13 protein-coding genes and 1 pseudogene are annotated in these 24,004 nt (G+C 43.5%); 5 read left to right on the forward strand and 9 right to left on the reverse strand.

From position 1 onward, the window contains the following. The first annotated feature begins 55 nt into the window (after positions 1–55). Positions 56–247, forward strand: coding sequence for a hypothetical protein (locus tag ACQEXS_RS09795; protein ID WP_427013688.1), 192 nt, complete (start codon positions 56–58; stop codon positions 245–247). A gap of 250 nt (positions 248–497) precedes the next feature. After that, positions 498–1,826, forward strand: a complete 1,329-nt coding sequence (locus ACQEXS_RS09800; RefSeq protein WP_367990178.1) for an anaerobic C4-dicarboxylate transporter — start codon at positions 498–500, stop codon at positions 1,824–1,826. Positions 1,827–2,146: 320 nt separating this feature from the next. On the opposite strand, the gene ACQEXS_RS09805 is transcribed toward ACQEXS_RS09800, so the two are convergent. Both ACQEXS_RS09805 and ACQEXS_RS09810 read right to left on the reverse strand, forming a co-directional pair. Continuing rightward, positions 2,147–8,278, reverse strand: a complete 6,132-nt coding sequence (locus ACQEXS_RS09805) for a cadherin-like domain-containing protein (protein ID WP_427013844.1) — start codon at positions 8,276–8,278, stop codon at positions 2,147–2,149. 141 nt (positions 8,279–8,419) lie between these two features. Further along, positions 8,420–12,283: pseudogene (locus tag ACQEXS_RS09810) on the reverse strand (retention module-containing protein); the annotation flags it as partial. A gap of 555 nt (positions 12,284–12,838) precedes the next feature. Between ACQEXS_RS09810 and ACQEXS_RS09815 the strand changes: the two are divergent. After that, positions 12,839–14,269, forward strand: a complete 1,431-nt coding sequence (locus ACQEXS_RS09815; protein WP_427013689.1) for an EAL domain-containing protein — start codon at positions 12,839–12,841, stop codon at positions 14,267–14,269. On the opposite strand, the gene ACQEXS_RS09820 is transcribed toward ACQEXS_RS09815, so the two are convergent. Genes ACQEXS_RS09820 through ACQEXS_RS09850 form a run of 7 tightly spaced genes read right to left on the reverse strand, consistent with a single transcriptional unit; the run spans position 14,246 to position 20,672 of the window. Continuing rightward, entirely contained in the window at positions 14,246–15,031 is a 786-nt protein-coding gene (locus ACQEXS_RS09820) for a LytR/AlgR family response regulator transcription factor (RefSeq protein WP_427013690.1), read from the reverse strand. The two genes, ACQEXS_RS09815 and ACQEXS_RS09820, sit on opposite strands and share 24 nt — an antisense overlap. Next, positions 15,024–16,091: a sensor histidine kinase gene (locus ACQEXS_RS09825; protein ID WP_427013691.1), complete on the reverse strand. Its 1,068-nt coding sequence runs from the start codon at positions 16,089–16,091 to the stop codon at positions 15,024–15,026. The genes ACQEXS_RS09820 and ACQEXS_RS09825 overlap by 8 nt, the downstream gene beginning before the upstream one ends. After that, positions 16,091–17,350, reverse strand: coding sequence for a hypothetical protein (locus tag ACQEXS_RS09830; RefSeq protein ID WP_427013692.1), 1,260 nt, complete (start codon positions 17,348–17,350; stop codon positions 16,091–16,093). Before ACQEXS_RS09830 ends, ACQEXS_RS09825 begins: the two co-directional genes overlap by 1 nt. Position 17,351: 1 nt before the next feature. Further along, positions 17,352–18,095: an outer membrane lipoprotein-sorting protein gene (locus ACQEXS_RS09835; RefSeq protein WP_427013693.1), complete on the reverse strand. Its 744-nt coding sequence runs from the start codon at positions 18,093–18,095 to the stop codon at positions 17,352–17,354. After that, a complete protein-coding gene (locus ACQEXS_RS09840; protein WP_427013694.1) occupies positions 18,088–19,347 on the reverse strand; it encodes an ABC transporter permease in 1,260 nt (419 codons plus the stop codon). Before ACQEXS_RS09840 ends, ACQEXS_RS09835 begins: the two co-directional genes overlap by 8 nt. After that, positions 19,335–20,018, reverse strand: a complete 684-nt coding sequence (locus ACQEXS_RS09845) for an ABC transporter ATP-binding protein (RefSeq protein WP_427013695.1) — start codon at positions 20,016–20,018, stop codon at positions 19,335–19,337. Before ACQEXS_RS09845 ends, ACQEXS_RS09840 begins: the two co-directional genes overlap by 13 nt. 9 nt (positions 20,019–20,027) lie before the next feature. Then, complete coding sequence (locus ACQEXS_RS09850; protein ID WP_427013696.1) at positions 20,028–20,672, reverse strand: hypothetical protein; 645 nt, start codon at positions 20,670–20,672, stop codon at positions 20,028–20,030. Positions 20,673–21,326: 654 nt separating this feature from the next. Between ACQEXS_RS09850 and ACQEXS_RS09855 the strand changes: the two genes are divergently transcribed. Further along, positions 21,327–22,229 (forward strand): hypothetical protein, encoded by a 903-nt coding sequence (locus tag ACQEXS_RS09855; protein WP_427013697.1) that lies wholly within the window; start codon positions 21,327–21,329, stop codon positions 22,227–22,229. A 439-nt stretch (positions 22,230–22,668) separates the two neighbouring features. Next, the gene (locus ACQEXS_RS09860) at positions 22,669–23,577 is read left to right on the forward strand and encodes a hypothetical protein (RefSeq protein ID WP_427013698.1); all 909 of its coding nucleotides are present in this window, start codon (positions 22,669–22,671) and stop codon (positions 23,575–23,577) included. Positions 23,578–24,004 lie beyond the last annotated feature (427 nt).

The raw sequence follows: 24,004 nt of genomic DNA on the forward strand, positions 1-24,004 counted from the left end.
GCTTGCTGTGATAGCATGATTCTATTCTCAGCCACTGACCGACAAGGACTTTCTAGTGAACATTATCGTTATATTTCTCGCCGTGTTACTTGGACAGCATGTCACTGAGTTGTTTGGTTTTAGCTACAACCTATTTACCGATCCATTTGATGCCACATTGCTTGTGGTCAATGTCGTCACCTTTGTATGCATCGCATCCGTTCTTGAGTTATTGCTACAAATATTGAAAAAGACCAGACGACAATAACCCAAACTAAAGCGTCATTTGATCCATCATACATTTCTGCCCAGTGCTATATACATCTTTAACACTACCAATGTGCAACTTCATTACATGCAACCAACATTAATCCAACTTAACGAATTGATTTCGTGAAGAAAATCTTGTTCCTGTCATTCCATTTTTGTATTGGTAAGTTGTGTGACCAAGAGTCGAAAAAAAAATCCCACTTAGAGAGAAAATGCTGATATCACAATAACTTAAAGGGATTATTAGTATGCTGTATCTTGAGTTTCTCTTTCTATTGCTCATGCTCTACATTGGTTCTCGGTATGGTGGCATAGGCCTCGGTGTCGTGTCGGGTATTGGCCTTGTCATCGAAGTCTTTGTTTTCAAAATGCCACCAACATCCCCACCGGTAACGGTGATGTTGATCATTCTTGCCGTGGTTACATGTGCATCCATCTTGGAAGCCGCGGGTGGCTTGAAATACATGCTCCAAGTTGCGGAGCGGTTATTGAGACGAAACCCTAAACGAGTCACGTTAATCGCCCCCTTTGTCACCTACACAATGACATTTCTACTCGGGACAGGACACGCGGTCTATTCGATCATGCCAATTATTGGTGATGTTGCATTGAAAAATGGCATTCGTCCTGAACGTCCAATGGCGGCTTCCTCTGTTGCCTCACAGATTGCGATTACGGCCTCTCCAATTTCCGCAGCCGTTGTGTACTATTTGGCGCAGCTTGCTGATATTCAACATGAAATTACATTAGTTTCGATTCTGATGGTGACAGTACCAGCAACCTTATTTGGTACATTACTCATGTCGCTTTACAGCCTCAAACGAGGAAAAGAGCTGGATGATGATCCGGGCTATCAAGCTCGACTAAAAGATCCTGAATGGCGTAAGCGCATTGAAAGCACAACAGCGACTTCGTTGGACGAAGTGCTCCCTTCTTCCGCACGTAACGCCGTACTCATTTTCTTAGCTTCTATCGTGACCATCGTTATTATCGCTATGGTTCCTGAAGTACGCACTATTGTGGATGGCGAAAAGCCGATTAGCATGTCAATCATTATCCAGATGATGATGCTGTGTTTTGGTGGGGTTATTTTGCTGGCAACTAAAACAGATCCACGCGATGTACCAAACGGTGTGGTATTCAAATCAGGCATGGTCGCAGCGATTGCTATTTTTGGTATAGCATGGATGTCAGACACCTATTTCAAATATGCCATGCCTCAGTTCAAATCCGGCATCGTAGAGATGGTGACAAACTACCCTTGGACCTTCGCTCTCGCGCTATTTATTGTTTCTGTAGTGGTGAACTCTCAAGCAGCAACAGCGCGCATGATGTTACCTGTCGGCCTTGGATTAGGCTTAGATCCCGCACTATTGATTGGGATTATGCCAGCAGTGTACGGTTACTTCTTTATTCCGAACTATCCTTCTGACATTGCAACGGTTAACTTCGATACATCCGGCACTACCAAGATTGGCAAGTGGTATTTTAATCACTCGTTTATGTCTGTTGGTCTCATTGGTGTTATTGGTGCTTGTTGTTTAGGCTACGTTTTAGGACAAGTTGTTATTGGTTAATCAATTAAAAACGCCCTCAATCTATGAGGGCGTTTTGTTTTGCAAGTGACTAGGGTCTGTTGATCTTTTGCGGTTAAATTTTGTTCGAATTCTATGCCTTTTAATCGCGACGCAAGGTGTGACGCCTAGTCATTCTAAGCAAATACCTTGCAACAAAGAGTAAAAGGCATAGAAACGAACCCTTTGGGCAGCATTTGTGGCTTATTTCTACTGCGTTATCGCTCATTGATGTAGAGCGACTACACCGAATAAGCTCTGCCTTGTACAAAGAACCCACAAATGGCTGCAAAAATCATCTCGAAAGATCAACAGGCCCTAAATTATGTATCGTGCATGATCACATTTTGCTCTAACAAGGTATTTACGATTTGAGCGGAATCCATACCACTGAAATCGATTTGTTGTCCTAGATTTTCAACCACAATCGTTTGAGACTCCCCACCCGTAGAATCCGCATGTACCGTCAATTCGATGTTATTGGAATCTACAACTTTGGCATCAAGATGTGCAAATAACGCATCCATATCAACCGTTGGAGATTGGAGCTCAGGTAAGACTTCTCTCAAATCAATTTGGTCGCCTTCTGTTAAATTGAAGTCCGTGATGGTGTCTTGGGCACCATTATCAATATCACGCCAAACAAACACATCTGCACCCGTGCCGCCCGTTAGGATATCTGAACCTAGGCCACCCTCTAATACATCAGCACCTGCGCCACCAAGAAGTGTATCGTTACCTTCACCACCAATCAGATGATCAGCACCATCACCGCCTTCGATACGATCATTACCACTGCCAGATTGAAGCGTAGCGCCTTCATTTCCAGCCGCAATTAATGCATCTTCCGTTAGTGTTGGCTGAATTACATCGCCACTATCAGCTGTCACTTCTAGATTGACCACCACAGGATCAGACGATGCTGTTGAATCATCTGACTCAGTTGATACCGCTGTCACAGTGATTTGATGCGCGCCTTCAGGTGCGCCTAGAATAACCAAGCTTTCTATTGCGTCTTCAGAAACTTTCCATACATTTCCATCTTGAATGACGCTACCTGCACTGCTCATTAACGTAGCACCATCAGGCACATTGGTCAGCTCAAGCGCAAGCACTTCATTAATATCAGCGAGAACGGCAATTAAGCCTACCAACGCAATTCCTTGATTACTGACACTTTGCTGAGCGTAAATATGCTTCACGTAGTTAAAGTCAGGGTCAACTGACAATGACGGTTGCTGAGCAACAGGCTTAACGTCAATGGTAAAGGACTGTTCGTCTTCTAAAACCATGCCAGAAGCATTCTCATAATAGACGCCCTGATCATCAGCTTTAACAGTAAACTGAACCTGCTCCATCGGAATACCACTGGTATCCACAAACACACCAACGCTTGGATCGCTTGCTGATAGCAATGCGTTGATGTCGCTAATGCTACCTTCCAAGATCACCTCACCATTAATGCCCGAGGAAATTACCACTGAACTTCCGGCAGGAGCAACAACCGAAAGCACTCCATAATCCACACTTAGTGTCACACTCATTGCCTCGCCAGCATGCGGCCCAGTGTAATCCACATCACTGACCGACACGCCAGAAATCTTCTGCCCAGCGCCTTCTTCAATTTCAGTAGTAATACTGCTTCCATCAATTTCAGGTGCATCATTGGTTGCTTCCACGGTAAATGAAGCGTTACCTTCCACCGTTTGCGGATCGGCCACGCCATCCGTGGTGCCATCATCAGTAATGTCGTAACTGAAGCTGACATCCCCATAGTAGTTTTCTGCTGGTACAAAATGCCAAGTATTAGCATCTATTTGAACCAAGGTCCCCATCGCAGGATCGCTTAGCACTAAATTAGAGACGGTTAAGTTGTGGGATTCAATATCGCTGGCATTGGCAAGCAAATCAGCAGATGTAATGACCATTGGATCTGCTTGGTCTTCTTCAATATTTGGCAACGTAACAGGCGTGGTTTCTGGGGCGTCATTCACTTCCGAAACATCTACGGAAACTTCAAAGTTTTGTGATGGACCATAGTCTACTGTCGTGCCATCTACACCCGTATCTTTCGACTGCACGTTGAACTGAAGCTTCCCATCCCAGTTTTCATGGTTGTTGTCACCTGAATTGAATACCACGTTATCCAACTGCTGAGCTGAGATTTCAAATACCCATTTTCCGTCAGCGACTTCAATTGGCGTGACTCCTGGAATCGAAATGGTCGCGCCGTCAGGGACGCCAGAAATCTCAACTCGCAAGGTCTCTGGCTCATTCTCTTGGTAATCACTGCTTGCAGGAAGTGAGTCTTTATTGTCGACAATTTGGGCATTGATATCGATCTGGATATCTTCTCCTTCAATACCTTCAACGGTATCAACCGGATCAACATCCACAACGTCCCCTTTCGGTTGCACATCGATGCTAATACTTGGCAAATCGACATCATGTTTTACCGGCACACCCAACAAGTTTTCTTGGGTAAACACTTCCATATTGATATCAACATGACCGCTAAAGTCTTTTGGTGGCACGATTTGAATATTGCTTAGATCAAGTTCACTGCCTGCACCTGCCGGTAGCTTAATACTCCATTCACCATTACCGTTATTCTTAACCGTGTAACCACTTCCTGATACAGCTTGAACCAAGAAACCATCCGGAACATCAGTCAGCTTGAGAGAAATAAACTGTTCGGAGCCATCGGTATCGGTCAGTGATACCGTCACAGGATCTGTTGTTGCTAGTGAGATTGGTTCATCTTCTGTTCCAACAATATCAATGACACCATCGCCACCAGCTCCAGAGACCTCAATATCATCCACAACAGGTACAACTTCGAAGCTAACATTCGTATTAAACTGACCACTATCAGATTCAGAAGCGGCACCCGTTTGATCGAACGTAGCGGTATCTGTCACTGTACCAGAAACATTGATCGTCACTGTGTTGTCATCGTTGCCCGTCGGGTAATTATGCGCAGGCTTGAACAGTACCTCATCCAATTTGCCAGCAGCAATGTCAGCAGCGGAGAAAGTAATACTTGTCCCTAACGCATTACCATCGGCATCATAAAACTGACCAACACTTGCATCAGCTAATGTTAACGTGACTTCACTAAGAACTTCGTCTCCCCCATCAACACCGTTAAAGTTATCCATTAACGTCGAGGTAAACGCGAGTTGAATGTAGCTGTCTTCGTATCCGACAGTGTCAGCCCCTGCGGTTCCATCGATATCGATAGGGTCCATATTTTCATCCAATGAACCAGACACTACCACATCAAATTCCGGCGTCAGTGTACTGTCATTAGGCTGAGTGCTGTCTGGTGTGTCAGCAACAGGAGAGACCTGAATGGTTACGTTTTCTGTGGTTGTTTTCTCATCCCCAGAAGAAACGTCAGTAGTAATGATGGTAATTGGAAGCTCAAAATCACCAGAGAAATCTTCAGGCAAGTTCAAGTTTAGCCCATCAAAGCCTGTCAGGTTTCCATCAGCATCTATCCCACCTTGGAAGACATATTTTCCGTTGGTGAAATCAATATCGTTCGCGCTGATAGAGATCGGGTAACTCTGACCATTGATCGTCACCGTTCCGTCAATCACAATTGTGACAATGTCTTCTTTGCCATCATGACCAGAAATCACAATTTCATCAGCGAGTTGCTCACCTAAATTGACTGAGTTGTCCTCGGTGCCAGTAATGACGGCAGTATCTTTAATATCAACGTCTGCCGCTTTATCTGGATCATGTGGGTTCACTACTTTCGGGAAGGATAGTGTCACGTCCGTTTCGCGTTCAGCGCTGTTGGCTGCTTCGGGAGAGTCTTCTCCTGCATCCGTCACTTTGGCAAAGATAGTAATATCTATGGTATTTTCTTGGCCCGGTTGGTTTTGGTCGAACAAATTCAGGCCATTTGGCGCTTTGATGCTGAAGTTTTCTTCATCGGTGATCACCCAACGTCCATTTCCTTCATACACTGCACCCACGATCACGAGCTGTTCAAGTACGGCTGGATCAGTATTATTGAATTGAACCACCAATTCAGTCACCAGCTCATCTGAAGAGCCATCGGTTTCCAAGTAATGGATAATATTGGCGTCACCATTGGCATCGTTGATGGTAAATTCAATGCTGCCATCATCGCCAGCGTGAATTACAGATTCAGCAGCACCCGCCGCATCGGTCACTTCCAGCTTGTTGTCAGCATCTTCCGGCTCTACCACCGGAACCACAGTTACATCAATTTGGCCGTTAACCACTTTCTCAGCAATGCCTTGCCCCGGATTAGATGCATCTTCATATTCAGCATCGATTTCCTTCACTGTCGCTGAAGTTGTTAGGGTGAAGTCGGCACTAGAATCAGCTTCTGGCTGGATCTGGATAAAACCATTTTGACTGATCAAGTCAGAGAACTCTTGTTCTGATATTCCATCCGGCTCAAAAGATAGCTCACCATTTTCAAAGGTGATTTTTACCCCATCAATGGTAACTGTAGTGCCTTCAGTAAGTGCCGTTGCCTCACCATTAATAAAGACAGAAGCACCGGAAGGAACACCCGAGATCTGGAGATCGGCGTAGAATTCATCAGCATCAACTTTTGTCCCTTCTGGTTGCCAGTTGATGGTGATTTTACTGTCTTCATTCCCACGAGAATGCGATAGATAATTGTCTTGTGTATCAATGACTGGCGCCACCTCAATCACGATTGGTTTCTCAACCGTGATTGAATGCCCGTCATCTTCAGTTACAACAATGGTCGCTGTGATTTCAATATTAGCCGTTGCCGAATCCACAGGACGAACAACAATACCAGTATCAAAATGGAGCGCACTAATGTCCGCTTCATAAATAGGTTGTCCATTGCTATCGTAACCAACAAACGTTAAGTCAATCGTTGTCCCGTCACTGTCTTCAAGAACCACGCCTTCAGGAATATTCGAAAGTAGCACAGTTAATGACTCTGATTGATCTAACGGTTTATCTGAATACTCTCCAGAAACAACAGAGAAATTGAGCTCCGCGGTGCCATTTTCATCGATGGTCGTCTTGATGCCCGAGGTGTCACCTTCAGTAAATTCACTCCAATCGGTGTTGCCATCTTTAATGACAATCTCTGGAGTATCAGCAACCCCCTTAATTGCAACATTGACTTCCTTGCTACCTAATGAGGTTTCATCAACGACAGTTGTTCCATCGGATAACGTCGCCTGATCTTTAATGATCCCTTCAACGTTAAACGTGAAATCTTGGTTGCTATGTAGCGGTGGCAATATTTCGACTGAATCTAGATACTGCTCAGGGATCTCGTAATACACCGAGCCGTCAGGCAATGTCACTTGCGTGATCTGGCTTGGCATCGACGTATCAAGCCATACCAATTCAACACCATCAACAGAGAAGTCAGAAATACGCACATACATTGACTCGGAGCTATCTTGGTCCGGTGAAGGTGTCATTGTCACCACTTCACTGACCAATAGCGGATCATGCTCCTGTGTTGGATCGATTGCATTCTGATGGGAGGCGTTATCTTCAAATATGTCCACTCGGTTTACTGAGAAAGAACCTTCATCAGCCACTGGGGAGACATCAATGATCACTTCTTGGACTTCAGATTCTGCGGTCTCTTTTCCACTGACTGCGTTGTTGCGTTCTTCTGTAATCGCCACTGCGTCAAAACGAATCTGACCAGAGAAGTTATCATTAGGATCTACTTTTATTGAGTTGATATCTGCTGCGGAAATCAAATACACACCCGGTGATGATTCAGCAATAGGCTGTCCGTCAGCACCAATCAATACAAAATTCCCTGCCCCTTCAGTCACAGTGAGCTGATAGGTAATGGCTTCTGGTTGACTATCATCTTGCGTTTGAGCCGTTAAGTGTAACGTCGCGCTCGCGTCATCTTCGTCGAGTGAATAATGGTATGTACTATTGTTGTCATCCCAAGTTGCGATATCAGCAACACGCTCAACTTCAACTTTAAAGTTGCCATCTAGCGAATGATCCAAGCTGCCATTATTATTGATATCCATGGTGTAGTTGACATCAAAACCATTTTGGCTGGTTGAGAAGTGGCGATCGGGAACAAAATACAAATTATCGATGGTCGCAATCGTGTCGCCATTTGCATTCACGGTGGCACTTTGCTGAATTAACTCTGCAGGTAAATGAATATTCCCTGAGGCATCCGGGGTTAGCTCATATAACAAGCCATCTTTTTCATAAAAGAATGTTCCATGGTGGTCCCCCGCATGAATGGTCAAGCCACCAATAGACTCGTTGTTATCAGCATCGTGAAGATTCACACTTAAGGCAACTTGTGCCAGATCGTCAGGCAACGAAGCTAAGTTATCTTCTGCGTTTTCCATATCAACCGTTACGCCAGGCGCAAACGCAATACTGTCATTGCGACCCGAGTCCTCGAATGTCACCACTTTAAGTGGGATCATCGTGGCTTGCTCATCGGTGATAACAATCTCGACTGGCTGTGTCGAGGTATCTTTATCCCCATCCGTTGCTGTCACATTGATCGTGAATGAGATGTCATCACCCTGATGCTGCAACGTATCTTTGGAAACAAACTCAATTTGACCATCGCTATTGACCGTCAGTTCACCAAGCTCGCGTATCTCGGTGCCATTGACTTCATACACTTTGATTGATGATTCACCGGATGGGATATCAAACGTCGCGTTGATATCTGCTGGGGAGTCACCAAACATGATATTGACACCATTTGCACTGACCCCTTCAAGCTGAGTGAGCGACGCACCATCGGCACCTTTATCTGTGTCAGTGGCAAACATATCAACCGACACCGGATTTCGGCTGCCCTCCACTGTCTCTATTGTTTGAGCCGTTAACGTTGGTACATCATCCACCACAGTCACAGGCAACGTAAACGAATCGCTACTGTCACCGTCGTAATCTTTCGCGACGACTGTAATGTTGATTGTGAGCTCATTTTCTCTTGCACCATCAGCATGGTCTAGAGATTGAAGCAACTCGAAACGGTAGCTATTGTCACTCGCATCAAAAATGATTTTGAAGGCTGGCGTGTTGGTACCTTCAATGATCGCCGTATATGTAGTTTGAGTACCGGATGTTTCAACCGTCGCCCATTCCAAGGCGCTACCATCAACGGATAAACCATTCAAAATCGTATCAGGATTAACAAGCTCGTAAGAGGCAATTTCATCAGCCCCTTCCGTAACATCAAAGTGACCATTAATCACACTGTCATCTGCACTGACGGTATCTGAGCCAGATGCTAGATCATCTTCATCAACTCGATTTTCGCCAGTAAACCCATCAATACTTGGTTTGTCATCCGTTACAGTAATTGGAAATTCAAACTGCGCGGAGACATCGCCATCGCCATCTGTTGCCGTCACTTTGAAGTTCAGTAGCAAGTCATCAAGATTCACATCATGATCCAATGGCTGTTTAAGCTCAAAACTGTAACTGCCGTCGCTGTTGAGTATCAGTTCAAATACGACTTTACCGTCTGCCATCGCTTGGTAAGTAGTGGAACCTGCTGTGACAGATTCCGTCATCGTTAGCGGTTCGCCAGCAGACGTCATATTTTCAATGACTGCATCTTTGTTTGCGAGCTGATAAGACACCACTTCATCAGCGCCTTGCTCAGTGACAAACTCACCATTAATTACATTGCTCGGCTTCGCATCAGATCCAGTGGCAATATGACTTTCATTGATCGTGGTAACACTGCCTGCAGTGATATCTTCAATGGTCGGAATATCATCTTTTATCGTCACTTGGATATTGGCTTGCGCTGAGTCGTCACCATCAGTATCAACCGCATAAATCGGCAACGTAAACTGAATATCGTCATTGCCAGATCCACTGTGATCCAACTCTTTTTGAAGCGTAAAGGTGTATTTACCCGGAGAATTGGCATCAAATTCAATACGGAATACAGGAATGATCGTCCCTGACGCATCGGTAATCGTCGCCTGATACACGCCTTGGGAAACCTCAACGAGAGTGACATTCTGCCCGTCAGAAGTTAGCGTTGTTGCCGTATTGAATGCATCGACATCAATACGAAAATGACTGAAATCATCACTACCTTCAGTGAAGGTAATTTCGGCAGTTTGTGTGGCGTCTCCTGGAGCCGAACCATGACTTAATGCACTTTCCGCTAAATCCACACTCTCAACACTGGCGATTTCTGGCAGAGCGCCATCAGAAATATTAAGCGTTAGATCGGACGTTGTTGTGTCGCCATCAGCATCGGTTGCCGTAAACTGCAGTTGCTTCTGAATGGTTTCATCGGCGCTATGATCAATATCACGCGCGACTTCAAAGCGCACACTACCATCACGGGTAACATACAAGGTTCCTTCTGCAAAAGAAAAAGCCTGCTCTTGATCTGCGGGTAAGTCATCGCGCAATGTGTAGCTATCAGTGCCGTAAGTAAATGAAGTGATGAAAGCACCATCCGCACCCGGTTGATCGAATAAGGAATAGGATGCGACCTCGCTGCCTGCAACAACAGGCTCAGTCAGATCAAACGACTGATCAACCAGAGATGGTTCATCATCCGTTACTGTGACCACAATTTGCGACGCTTGCTCACTGCCACCAGCGACTATCGATGATCGGTCGCCATCGGCATCAACGGCATAAATGGGCAAGTTAAATGAGAGTTCGCTATCATCAGCACCTAAGTGGTCAAGCTGTTCTAGCAAAGTGATTTCGTATTGCCCTAAAGTTGGGCTATCCACTTTAACTTCGAATACATTAACTTGCTGGCCATCGATGATGATATAACCGTTATAAGTTCGTACACCATTCTCGTTCGAGGTAAGCTCAAGCATCACGGCTTGCCCTTGTGAGGTTAACGCACCATCTTGGTTAAATTCACTTGGCTCAAGCTCAAAATGATCAACCGCATCACTACCTGCAGTGAAGTCGATTGTACCCGTGTCGGTAACCGCAGCCACTCCTTCTTCTGAACCACCCGCAACACCTGATTCAGATAAATCTAAACCTTCAGTGGCGTTAATCGTAGGGTTCTGGCCGTCAGTAATGGTGACATTTAGCGTATTGTCAGTGGTGTCCTGATCAAAGTCAGTGGCAATCACAGGAAGACTCAGCTCAATATCATCACCGTTACCGACCTGCTCTAATGGAAGGTTTTGTTGGAAAGAAAACTGACCATTTGCATCAACACTAACCGTTAATACCGTTTCCTGTGTCCCATTGATTGTCACCGTTATCGTTGTCTTATCATCGGATAAGGTCGCGGTGATGGCTTGGTTATCACTTAAAAGATCATCAAATTGTGCTAATGCATCTTCGGTGAAAACGACAGACTGGATTTGATCGCTTCCCTCTTCAAACAACGTGCCGTTCAGGCTTGCTGATTCGGATTCAACCGTTGTGACATCGGTGGCTTGGGCCAGTGGGTTGGAGCCATCAGAAATACCAACACTAATATCAATTGGGGATAGGATCTCATTACCCGCATTATCAGCACCAGTCACATCCAAATTCACAATGATTTGGTCGCCTGCAATAGAAACCAGCCCCCCACCAACAGATGGATTGTGATCAATGGGCTGACTAATGGTCGCAGTAACGGAAAGAGACACATCAACACCAGAGCTCACCGCATCAATATCAATACGGACAACTTCATTACCGCCCTGTTCACCGATAATGGCATTTTCAACGGCATCATAACGAAAAGTAACCGGCTCTCCGGCAGAAGTAATATCTGAATTTAACTCAGCTAACAACGCAGCAAGAGAATTGGCTTCCGGAACAAAAGAGGTAGGATCGAGAGGTAAATCACCTGAGTTAACCAACACTGAAACGGTGGTAGATTGAGGGTAAGAACCTTGAGATAAAATACCTTCCTGAAGACTTGCGGCAAGGCCTTCACCACCCGCGGCCAAAATCAGTGGGTCAAATTGCTCTTGCTCTTCTTGGGTTGTCGAATCGAAACCTGCGGTTTCAAAGAATGTACTGGCTATCGTCTCAGCAAAATTATAATTAATCGTCACAAAACCAGCATTTGCTGAACCAGAAGCACCTGCACCTGCCGCAGGCGCTTCAAGGATCTGTGTCGGGTCGGCCCCCGCTAAAATTGCATCTTAGATTGCAGCAAAGTCATCTTCAGTAATCCCACTGTCATTCAGTAAGTCAGTATTTACTGAGACTTCTCCGTTTATCGGGGTAACGGCAATAAGATCGCCATCAGCTAAAGGCTCATACAAGCAAGCTAAACAATTTTCATCGACAAGAAACTGGTTACCATCGGCAACAAGAACGACAGAAGAGCGATTCACGGTAATGAGAATTTCGTTTCTCTCGAGCGTCTCTCCAACATTAACAATTCGGGCATTGCCGTTATGTTCAACTGCAATGACTTCCCCAGTAATCTTTTGTACGACGGCCTGTTGACCAATCACCTCTACAGCCATATATCCCCCCGACTTTCGACAAACTTAAGCTGTTCACTTTTTGCCCTGCGTACCTTTTAATGTTATGGCACACTTTTATAGTATTTGACTTACAAAAGTATCAAAGGATATCGTCTCATGGATAATAATTAGCAGATATTCTTACCAATAAGAGGAAAAACCAGAATTTAAAACTTAAAAATGGACGACTTTATTGACATCATGAATAGCACTTGCCGAGAGGTAGCAGAAAACTATCGAATGATAGTCGGTAAAGTGTCTCGTTTGGCGTTTGTTTCATAAATAAGACAGATACAAAACTGCGATTTACAATAAGCGTGATAGTATTCTAATAACAAAATGAAATTTATAACTTTTTTGCTAGACGGCTTATAGTGAATAAAAACGTTGGCTTAACTCTTTATGCAGCACCAGAGATCTAATATAAAAAAAACAAACAGCTTTATTGCACAAGCTATAGACCACCTACCCAACTACCTCCCCGTAGTCATTATCTTTATAGTCGTTGTTTTGACTGCTGTTCTGCTCAATTTCTACCACGTACGAAACCATGCCATGGCTGATGGTAAAGCCTCTATTGCAATACTCGAAAACCATATCAATAAGATTTCAGATGAACTAAGAGCGCTAAAAACACAAGTTAGCGACAGTTGTACCACCAAGGACAAGCTAGCCCTTCGTTCATACGCGTTTCATTCTGAAATGCTAAAAGAAGTGGGGATGTACAGAGACAATTACGTCATTTGTACTAGCAACGAAGGTAAAACAAAGATCAAACTGTACAGCTCAGTACTAGACCGAATCTACCACTCCCCGAGTAATACAACGATTTCACTGACGGAATCTAAAAGCAAGCTGCAAACCTTTTTTGTGTACGCTTCTGAAAAAGAGAAAGAAGGCATTAATGCATTGATGCCACCAAAGCAATTCATCCAACTGGTTGAGCCGTTATTAGCCGAGCAAAACTATGGCTATCGCATCCAGGTTTTGGATCAATCAATCATCAGCGACGCGGGTTCAATGGAAGATGCCCATACGCTGTTTAGCTTTTCATCGCATCTTTACCCGCTATCGATCACCATTTATTTGAATGCCACCACTTTCCAACACCATTTTTTCGAACATATTTGGCAAGCTATTTTTATTGCTAGCGCCTTGTCGGTGGTGTACTTACTGATCCGTTATCAGACCCTTGCGAAAAGATCGATGGAGTTTTCACTGCTAAGTGCCATTGAAAACGATCAAATTGAGCTGTACTTACAGCCGATTGTCGATAGCAACGATCATACGTTGAGCGGTTGTGAGGCGTTAGTTCGTTGGAATCATCCAAGCCAAGGGCAGATATCACCCGATATTTTCATCCCTTTAGCTGAGAAGTTAGGGGTTATTGATGTGATCACTAAAAACACGCTCGACTCTGTGGCTAACTTCCTTTATCGCAATAAAAAGCTACTAAAGAATCGTTATATCAGCGTTAACATCAGTCGAACGCTCATTATCGACAATAGCTTTATCCAATACCTGCAAGATTTCGCTACAAAGCACCCCAAATTGGTATCAAAGCTATTGCTAGAAATTACTGAAAACGTGGAATTTAGTGCGGATGAGCTTGAAGAAGCCGTCGCATCACTGAAAGAACTGCATGCCAGCGGTTACCAGATTGCGATTGATGATTTTGGTACGGGTTATTCGGGTTTGAACTTTATCCACCTACACCCATTCAATGTGATGAAAATTGACAAGGTCTTCATTAAGAGCCTTCATGCAGAATCCTCCATCACCCCAGTTTTGGTCTCAATGATACAACTTGCGAAACAACTGGACATGAAGGTCATTGCTGAAGGGGTAGAAACAGAGCAACAACTTTCACAATTGAACGAGCTTGGAGTTAGGTACATTCAAGGCTTCTATTATTCTCAAGCGATTAAGCCAGAAGAGGTAACGGCAATGAATTTTCGGAATTCACCAATGGTGAGTGAATTTTGATTGCATTGCCCGGCTCACTGAAAGCTTATTACCTTGAATATAAGCATACATTTTACCTGTAAACTCTTTCTTTACTTTTTCAACCGCTGAAACATTAACCACCGTCGAGCGGTGAATCTGCCAGAAATGTTCTGGGTCGAGCTGGTGAAGCAACTCTTTAAGCGAAGCTCTGAGTAAAAACTCCTCTATTTTACCCATGTTTGATTTGTACAGAGTGACGTATTTGTCCTCTGCTTTGAAATACAGGACATCAGAAACGGAAACCAGATGGATGTCTTCGCCTTTCTGAACACGTATCCATTTCAAGTATTCAGTGGCCGATGTTGAGGGTGATAAAGATTGCAGCTTTTCAAGTAATACCGACACATCAGGATTTGCGTCAGAACTAGATGACGCCCTAGCCTTTATACGTTCCAAGCTTGTCATTAATCGCGCTTCAGAGACAGGTTTTAACAGATAATCTATCGCATTATTATCAAAGGCTTGGATCGCATATTCATCATAAGCTGTAATAAAAACCACCAGTGGCGCTGTGGCCATTTTCGACAGTTGCTTAGCCACTGACATTCCGTCGAGCTGCGGCATTCGAATATCGAGAAAGACGACCGTAGGATGATATTGCTGGACTAATTCAATAGCTTCAGCGCCATTGGCAGCCAAACCTACGATCTCAAGTTCTGGCCACAACTCTGCCAGCATCTTATCTAAATGGTGCCTCAATAAAGGTTCATCATCTGCAATTACTGCGGTTATCTTACTCATCTATCAATCCATTTGACTGTATTAATGTCTCTAGTGCTGTTCTGTTGATTGCGATATGACTCGTTGTCCCACCTTCCCGGTTTTCACTCAAACCAAAGGAGGCATTCTCGGCGAACAGAGCGTGTAATCGTTGACGAATATTGTCTAAGCTGATGCCATTTCCCGTCGTTGAGTTGCCGTCAGATAACCCAACCCCCGTATCCGTGATTCGTATATGAAATAATTCATCATCACAAGTAATACTCACTTGCACTTTGCCACTGTCAGATTTTGGCTCGATGCCGTGCTGAATTGCATTTTCAACTAAAGGCTGCAGTAGCATTGGAGGCAAAAGGGTTTCTCTCAATGGCGATTCAACACTCACCTCATACTCTAACCTATTACCTAAGCGAATTTTATGAATCGCTAAATAAGCGTCAACCAGAGATAGCTCATCTTCAACGGTAACTAATCGGCGACGGCTTTTTTTCAAAGTTGCTCGCAGCAGTTCGGTGAGTTTTTCGAGCATTTTGCTTGCAGAGGGCGGATTTTGTTCAATTAACACATTGATATTCGCCAAGGTGTTAAAAAGAAAGTGAGGTTCAATCTGGCTTTGCAATTGGTTCAGTTGGCTCAGCAACAAAGCCTTCTCTTGTTCCGACTGCTTACGCTTAGCAATTTCGAGCTCTTTTTCTGCCACAATTTTCTGCTCGTATGCATAAAAGTAAAAGAAGCAAGCAACGGTAAATATCAACCCAAGTGCCATGACTGGTTGCAGATCAGAGAAGTCACTAAATTTTTCATACTTCTTAAGCCAATAGTGGGCATTGGCGGTGCCAAAGATCATCGAGCTGGTCACCGATAGTAGATTAATAAAACGATAGGGTAAATCTGGCTTATAGACGCTTAGTAAGTGGGCAGTAAATACCGCAGAATAACCGTAACCAAAACTGATGGCTAAATGTTCACCCCATGCACTTGACCAAATCATCTTGGTAATGACTGCAATCACTAAACAAAACAGTGACGTAAAAACCAAACTTTTACCAAACCCACGCCAGTGACTCATGTGATTGTCCATCAGAACTTTCCTTTTAAGTTAAAAAGAATCATATACTTGTCTTGCAGATTTGCATACGCAGATGAATCACTGCCAGTAAAAAAGCGTGCGGCAAGCTCCATTTCCATCGAAGCATCTCCTGAATCGAATGCTTGATAATTTAACCACTGCGTAGCAATCACACCTCGATCATCTGGGGAATACATAATATCCAATGTCGGCGTTAAATCTGAAAGCCAACCTAGGTTCTGGCTCCAGTTCCAATGCCCCCATGCGGAACTATCTAACGTCCAATGCAGCATAATATTGTGCTGCACCAAATTAACCTGCTGGTAACCTAACGCATAGCTGCTTGCCAGTAATGCTTCATTTTGTAGCTTAAGCATAGAAGCATGATCAAAAGCGCGGTGCCAATCTTCTTTATCCCAAGCGCGACTGTCATACCAATATTCGGCAATCACATGATGACCAACCCCATTTGCCCAACTTAGCCCGATCAATGCTTGGTACCCATGTGCCTCTTCTTGCAATTCGACAGGCTGGAAAACGCTTCCTAACGAAAAGTACTGGTATTGACGTTGGTATAACGCAGAGCCATGAAGCTCAAGCTCACTGTTTAAAACCGTTACTAGAGAACCCGCAACCAGACCATGTCTGACATCATCGTAATACACTAGACCTTGCCACTCATGATCATCGACCAACATATATCGACGAATACCGATTCCTTGTTGTTCAATCGCTTCAGACAATTCTGAACCTGCTTGGCTATTCCATGAGGAATCACTGTAAATGAGGCTCCATTCACCTGATTGTTCAAAGCTAGAAAGCACAATCGCCCCCGCTCCCTCTTCCACTTGTATTCCAACAGGATTGCGCCGATAAGGTTTGAATACATCCAATGGGCGGTAAGCGTAACCTACCCCCCAATCGAGACGCATTTTTCCAACACTCATATCCAGCGATGTCGTTCCCAACTCAAAACTTGATTGCCAGAATAGCTCTTGGACCACAAATTCAGCATCAAACTGATGTTGAGATTCATTGCTATACAGCTCACTTCCCTTGATAGCAAAAAGACCAGTCCAGTTTTTCCATGTTATTTGTGCATCCAAAAGCGCATTGACACTTTGAGCGTTATTGCGTTCGCTGTTAACAAAGATCGTGCTTTCACGTTTTTCAACGTAGTCAGAACTTATCATCCAGTCCCACTCAATCTGAACGTTCGCATTCACAGAGCTGGACACAATTAAAAGCAATGCAACACTGATGGCTTTCATATCAGAGATCCACTTGAGAGTTACGTGTTAGAAACGCCGGGTTGTAATACTTATCTGCCAGCTGATACGGTGTCACGGCTTGATATTCAATCACCGTTTTCTTCGCTGGCTGGATCTGGTCAAGCAAAATCATCGCATCGACCCGAATGCCTTCTACTCCGTCTCCTTGCTGGAATAACGCTTGTTTTGCTAGCTTACCCGAACGTAAGTACAAATCTGCTTTTAGCGGAAAATCATTATCAGCAGTGAGCCACAACGTGATTCGCTGATAACTCGCACCTTTTGTTTTCGCACTCAATTCCAGTTTATTACTCTGTATGGCGCGACCATCCAAGGTAATCACCTCTTCACCCACCAGAGCACCTTGGTAATCATCGCTCCAAGTTAGCGTAGAAACATCGCCAACCGACGCCTCACCCAGCAGTTTCTGCATCGGTGTGATTCGAATTGGACGACGACTTTTTGGCATCAACAACCAATAGTTATCACCCAGCATCAGCATTTTTTGCCCAGCTTCAACTTGAGATTTGAACACTACTAAAGACTCGCGATTCTCACGGGTATAGACATGGTATTGGCGTGTCTTATCCAACTTGTCATGTTCATATAACTTCACTAACGACACGACTTTGGCTGCACTTTCATTTAAACGATACTGATCAGCTTGTTTTAGCATCTGTTCAACCGTGCTCGCCCAAGAAGACGAGCAAATAAAGAGTAAACTGGTTAATAACAACTTAGACATAAATTAACGCCTCAGTAATAGGTTTATTCACCCCTTTGCGTGCAGAAATCCAAGCAGCAAAAACACAGATAACCAGTACGCTACAAGCGGTATAGGCAAGAAGTTCGAAAGAAAAATAGACATTCAGTGGATAACCTTCGGTACTCCCCGGAGGAGGAGGCATTTGAATGTCAGACACAAACAAGATGGCGCTTGTTAACGCTGTAAGCACACCACCAAGTAGTGAACCAATCAGTGCCATAAGAAGAGACTCTTTAATAAACCCTGCCACGATTTCGCTAGGATAAGTGCCAAGAGCAGACAAGGTGCCAATTTCACGAGTGCGTTCCGTTACAGACATGGTCAACGTATTAAACAACGACACAAATACCACCATCGCCATCACTGCGCCCATGATTCCGAAGATTCGGTCATACAGATTCTTCACTTTGTCGTAAAAAAAGGCGCGTTGCTGCCAAGGCGTCACAGCCATGTTTTGCGCCAAATCGACTTGAGATAATGCACTTTCGATTTGAGTTTGTACGGCATCAGTTTTTTCAATATCAAACAAGTAAACAGACAATGTACTCACTTTATTGGAAGCGAGTAGTTCTTGAGCCGTATTCACATGTATGTACAGCTCTCGCTTATCCAATTCAGGCACCCCTGTGGAATAAATCCCCTGAACCTTAAAGTCAAAGGCATTCAACGCACCATCGGTTGTGGTCACTAACAACGTGATCCAATCTCCAACGGTGACTTTTAAATTTCGCGCTAAATCCACGGCCAACATCACTTCTGGTTCCTGCACGTTGTAACGTGGACTGGCAATGTTTGAAAGCGTTTTTCCTTCTCTGACATCAAGGAACGGCCCTTTCATATCAAACTCTCTGTCATTCACGCCATTACCTACAAAAATGGTCGATTTGCTGCCATTTGAAATCAATCCGTTAAAGTCGATGTGAGGCTGGATGCCACGGATATCAGGATTGGCCAACAAGCCTTTGATCACTTCTTCGGTGTCCGCTAAACCATTTTCTAAAGGCACTTCCTCATCAAGCTCAAAGTAATCTGGCTGGCTTAAAGTTAGATGACCGATATCGCGCGCGGTTGATTCTCGCAACGATTCGTAGGTATATAAGCCAAAGCCTCCTGCACTGGTCAACGCAAAGACTGCAATAGCAACGATCGCAACAGATAACATACTACGGCGCGAGTTACGCGTAAGATTCAGATATGCCAACCGTATGGATTGAGGGATTAACTTGCCCATCGCATTTCCTCCCCGTTAATTTCACCATCGGACAGCAAAATAGACCGATCACAATGCTCTGCCATACGTGGGTCATGCGTTGCAACAACAAAGGTGGTTCCCATTTCATGACCTAGCGCCTTCATTAGCTCAATCACCACATTCGCGGTATGACTGTCTAAACTGGCGGTCGGTTCATCTGCGATTACCAGTTGAGGGCGGTGAACTAATGCCCTTGCGATAGCAACGCGTTGTTGCTGACCTCCTGAAAGGCGATCGGGGCGATGACCTATAAAGCCCCCAAGTCCGACTTTTTCCAGAATCTCTTTCGCTCTAGCTTCTCGCTCAAATGCATTAAACCCATTCAGCATTAATGGATAAGCCACATTTTCTAATGCTGTCATGACAGGAATTAAGTTAAAGCGCTGGAATACAAAGCCCAGTTGAGTCCGGCGAATCTGCGCTGCAACATGCGAATCCTTTGGGCACACTCGGCCAGCAAACAAAACCTCTCCTTCGTATTCCATATCAAGCAGTCCAAGGATATTCAACAGCGTACTTTTACCTGAACCGGAGGGACCACATAATGCCACCATCTCCCCGTTGGAGATCTCACCACTCACCTGTTTAAGCGCCTTAACATATTGCTCCCCGAGTTGGTAGCGCTTTGAGACTTTCTTGAATTGAATCATGATATTACCTCAAACAGATTGCTGGATAATCGCCTCAGCTTGAAGCGTCATCGGGTGGGAAGCATTTTGTGTTTGCATCACATTTAGCCATTTCATCGCTTGTTCAGCATCATTTGCACGCAACGCAGCTTGAATGGCGTAGATATAGACCCAAGACGTGGCTTCATAACTCTGAGCAGAAAAATCCTCACTTGAGAGAAGATCTAAAAATAGATCGTAACCACGCTCAAAATGATTAAACATATCGGGCAATGAAGTGTATGTAGCCGCGGCAATTGCTTGAGCAAGAATGTTCTCGGGTAATCCTTGTCGCCACTCTTGTTGTTTAAGATAAGTTGGCTGATCTGGAATCAAACTCAATCCTTTTGCAATAGTCGCTAAACCTTGTTCGGTATATTTCATCTTGTTCCATGGCATAAACGCATCTCTACCCATCAAAGTTTGGGTACTACCGAGGTAAACCAAACTAAGTGCATCAGCCCCTTGCTTGCTGATCTGCTGAGTGAGTTGCTGATACACCTCACTGACTTTGTTTTCATCCCCTTCCGCCGCTAGATTGTATTGACTAATCAATGTTTCACTTGGTGCTGCCATAGTAGATGTTGAAACCATAGCCCCTAGAAAAATGCCCAGTACAGATTTCTTCACATTCATCGCTTTCGTCCTTATCTGGTCGTGATGTTGGAAGATTAATCAATGCATTGCCAAGGTGCTTAGGTTTGAGATAAGCGGTAACAATAGGGCGTCAACTGAAAATATTTAGGATGAATGGTTAGGAACTGCTGATCTTTCGAGATGCTTCGCTTCATTGGCTTGTCAGGTAGCAGCACGGCACTTTCTGAATCAAGATCATTGATTGCTCAAAACCGTTAGACCTATGGTCTAGTTCAACATGTTGATGGGAGCCCCATATTTCAGGAGTAAGATAACCAAGCAATCCAGCACATTAGATGATAAGCCATGGAAAGAAGGTATGAATTAAATGCTAGCCATATCGGTACTGATCCAACTTTCAATTAAAATTACTGATAAATAACTAAATAATCATTTCTATCAACAAGAGCAGAAAAATACAGCGCCAAACCAATAGATACAGCATGTTAATTATTTGGAACCACTTCTATTCACAGTACCAAATAATTACCAAATCAATATTCAAGATCACTAATGCAAAACTTCTTTGTATATGATGACTCAACCTTTTGTTCATTGATGCATGAAGCAATGGTTGATGAACAAAGGACTCAGTGATCCGGTCGCTATGCGACGGAATGGTAAATTAATGATCATCGTAATAAAGGATTCCCAATGAGCGTCATTATCGGTACAACTAACCTGGACGGAACAGGTTCTTCAGCAGATCTAACACCTGAAAACGGTTTTATCGTTCCTGATTTCTTCAATCAAGACGGCATAATTGCAGCGACAATTAACAGTCAATATGATGTGCCATTCACAAGCTTTGTACTTCAATCAGCAGAGTGGAATAAAGCTGGTTACAAAGAAGCGAAGGTTGATGGTTCTTACGAATCAATCACGATCGACAACTTTGTTGATGTCGACATCACTAACCAATCTTCAACCGGTACATCTCACATCGATGTGCTCAACGTGAAACGTGGCCAAATCGATACTACAGGCGTTGAGTCTGACGATTCGATTTATGTTGGTGTTAGAAGTAACAGCGACGCTTGGGGTAACACGTTTGAAATTGAAACCGGTGCGGGTGATGACAATGTCACACTGGCTGGTTTTATGGGCTCAGAATATACCGAATTCAAGATTGAGCTTGGTGAAGGTAACGACGTAGTTGACATCTCTACCATCGAAGCAGCTTCTCATACAGACAAAGAGCGTGTAATTGAAGGTGGCGAAGGCCTTGATACGTTAGTCACAAACGGCGATGCGGTAGTTCGATTTGAAGGCTTTGAAGTCGTCGAAGGTACTGGGTTTGAGAGCGGTCTAACTCTGGATGCCGAAACGCTAGAAAACAACGTAGGTAACGACCTAGGTTTAGTGGTCGCAAACATCGACGTAAGCTTTGGCGAAGGTATCAGTGAATACGAAATTGAAATGCTTGATCAAGAGCATATCGATTACCTAAACCAATTAGGTTATGAAGCAACTGATTTCAGCCTAGTCAATGTCTATACCGATGCTGATGAGTCATTCACTCTCTTAGTTGAAGACGACGACTACGCACTAGTTTAATAAAAAGGCCGCCTTCGGGCGGCTTTTTTATTTCTTTTTAAAACCAATTTCATAATCCTTAATATATAACAACGGCTTATTCTTAACTACGAACAATGCAACAGCGGTAACTGACATAAGCATCAGATTTTTCCTGCATATGCATCTGGTCCCTAATTGAAATTACGGTGAACTTCAGAACATCTATGAAAGAAAATAAGAATAACGCTTAATTTTTAATCAAAACACATTCGCTCAATATATTAAACAAATACAAATTGATCACAAATTCATTAATACATGCAATTGGATTTATAGGTGCATTTAAAAATCATAATTTAGAACTAATTAAGCCAATAGTACCAAAATAAAACCAAAAGACTTTCACTACGATTACAAATTCTCAACTTTATATAAGAATGTGCTCACAAATTAATTCCATCATACTAGGAACAATACAATGAGCATTATTATTGGTACCACGAATACTGACGGTACAGGTTCTTCTGTTGATTTAGATGAAAACAACGGCACATACATCAACGACGATTCTTCACTAACTTGGAACGAAGACGGCGTGACTGTAGAGTCCGATAACGAAGATCACAGCAAGATTGATAGCATTACTATCAGTTCTGATGAGTGGAATAAAGAAGGTTACAAAGAAGCAAACCTAAATTCTGAAGCAACTTACATTGATATTAACAATGTTGTTGATGTGAACATCATAAACAACACGGCTTCACACTTCTCAGAAATCAATGTAATGAACGTAAAACGTGGTCAAATTGATACATCAAATGGCGTCTCTAATGACGTAATCAATGTAGGTGTTAAGAGCAACAGCGATAGCTGGAGCAACCACTTCGATATCAACTCTGGTCACGGTAACGACGAGATCACAATGACAGGTATTGAAGGTTCTCAATACACATCATTCTCAATTGATGCTGGTAAGGGTAACGACACTGTTGATGTTTCAGGAATGGCTTACGCTAGCAGTGCAGACAAAGAACGTCACATTGAAGGTGGTAAAGGCTTCGACACGCTAATTACTAACGGTGATGACACCATCACGTTCGAAGGTTTCGAAGTTGTTCAAGGTACTGGTTTCGACCAAACGTTGACTCTAGATTCAGACGCACTTGCAGCAAACTACAAACAAGGTTTTGGCTTGGTTGTTTCTGATATCGACGTTGAATTCTCTGATGATGTAACCATGGTAGAATCTCACGACCTTGGTATGAAGCAAGTGAACTACCTAGAGCGTATGGGACTAGATTCTGACGATTACCACCAAGTAAACGTTGTATCTGACGGTGTTGAATACACCATCCTAACGAATGACGATTCATTCGATATCGCTTAATAATAAAGAAGCTGCTCAAACGAGCAGCTTTTTTAGGCCTCGGTTAACCGAGTCTTACCTTCAACTTTATATTCCACCTATTTGCCAAAAATCAGTTCATACACCCCAATCAACAACGGAACATAAGCCAGAGTTTTATTCGTGATTGGGTTACATTCACAGTAAAGTTAAATATGTTGTAAGTTTTTTCTTAAAGAAAATAAAAATTAAGAATTTAAAATAAATTGACAATTTTTGAACATAATTAATATCAATATTATAATTCACTTTGCGTCGCAAAATTACATTCACGCCAACTATTTCTATAAGATCACTCCATAACCCAACCAAGAAATTTAGCACTTTTGTTCCACATTAACATATAAATTCAAACCTAATTCCTAGGTAACTACGTACGTACTGGTCATGATGATGGTCATTGCATTTT

This window comes from Vibrio sp. TRT 17S01 (genome assembly GCF_050113695.1).
In the GTDB taxonomy this organism is placed as follows: domain Bacteria; phylum Pseudomonadota; class Gammaproteobacteria; order Enterobacterales; family Vibrionaceae; genus Vibrio.

What these genes read in the sequence shown, in the direction of transcription:
- ACQEXS_RS09800 (WP_367990178.1), top strand. Translation starts at nt 498, where the DNA reads ATGCTGTATCTTGAGTTTCTCTTTCTATTGCTCATGCTCTACATTGGT.
- ACQEXS_RS09805 (WP_427013844.1), bottom strand. Translation starts at nt 8,278, where the DNA reads ATGATCCCACTTAAAGTGGTGACATTCGAGGACTCGGGTCGCAATGAC.
- ACQEXS_RS09815 (WP_427013689.1), top strand. Translation starts at nt 12,839, where the DNA reads ATGGCTGATGGTAAAGCCTCTATTGCAATACTCGAAAACCATATCAAT.
- ACQEXS_RS09820 (WP_427013690.1), bottom strand. Translation starts at nt 15,031, where the DNA reads ATGAGTAAGATAACCGCAGTAATTGCAGATGATGAACCTTTATTGAGG.
- ACQEXS_RS09825 (WP_427013691.1), bottom strand. Translation starts at nt 16,091, where the DNA reads ATGGACAATCACATGAGTCACTGGCGTGGGTTTGGTAAAAGTTTGGTT.
- ACQEXS_RS09830 (WP_427013692.1), bottom strand. Translation starts at nt 17,350, where the DNA reads ATGAAAGCCATCAGTGTTGCATTGCTTTTAATTGTGTCCAGCTCTGTG.
- ACQEXS_RS09835 (WP_427013693.1), bottom strand. Translation starts at nt 18,095, where the DNA reads ATGTCTAAGTTGTTATTAACCAGTTTACTCTTTATTTGCTCGTCTTCT.
- ACQEXS_RS09840 (WP_427013694.1), bottom strand. Translation starts at nt 19,347, where the DNA reads ATGGGCAAGTTAATCCCTCAATCCATACGGTTGGCATATCTGAATCTT.
- ACQEXS_RS09845 (WP_427013695.1), bottom strand. Translation starts at nt 20,018, where the DNA reads ATGATTCAATTCAAGAAAGTCTCAAAGCGCTACCAACTCGGGGAGCAA.
- ACQEXS_RS09850 (WP_427013696.1), bottom strand. Translation starts at nt 20,672, where the DNA reads ATGAATGTGAAGAAATCTGTACTGGGCATTTTTCTAGGGGCTATGGTT.
- ACQEXS_RS09855 (WP_427013697.1), top strand. Translation starts at nt 21,327, where the DNA reads ATGAGCGTCATTATCGGTACAACTAACCTGGACGGAACAGGTTCTTCA.
- ACQEXS_RS09860 (WP_427013698.1), top strand. Translation starts at nt 22,669, where the DNA reads ATGAGCATTATTATTGGTACCACGAATACTGACGGTACAGGTTCTTCT.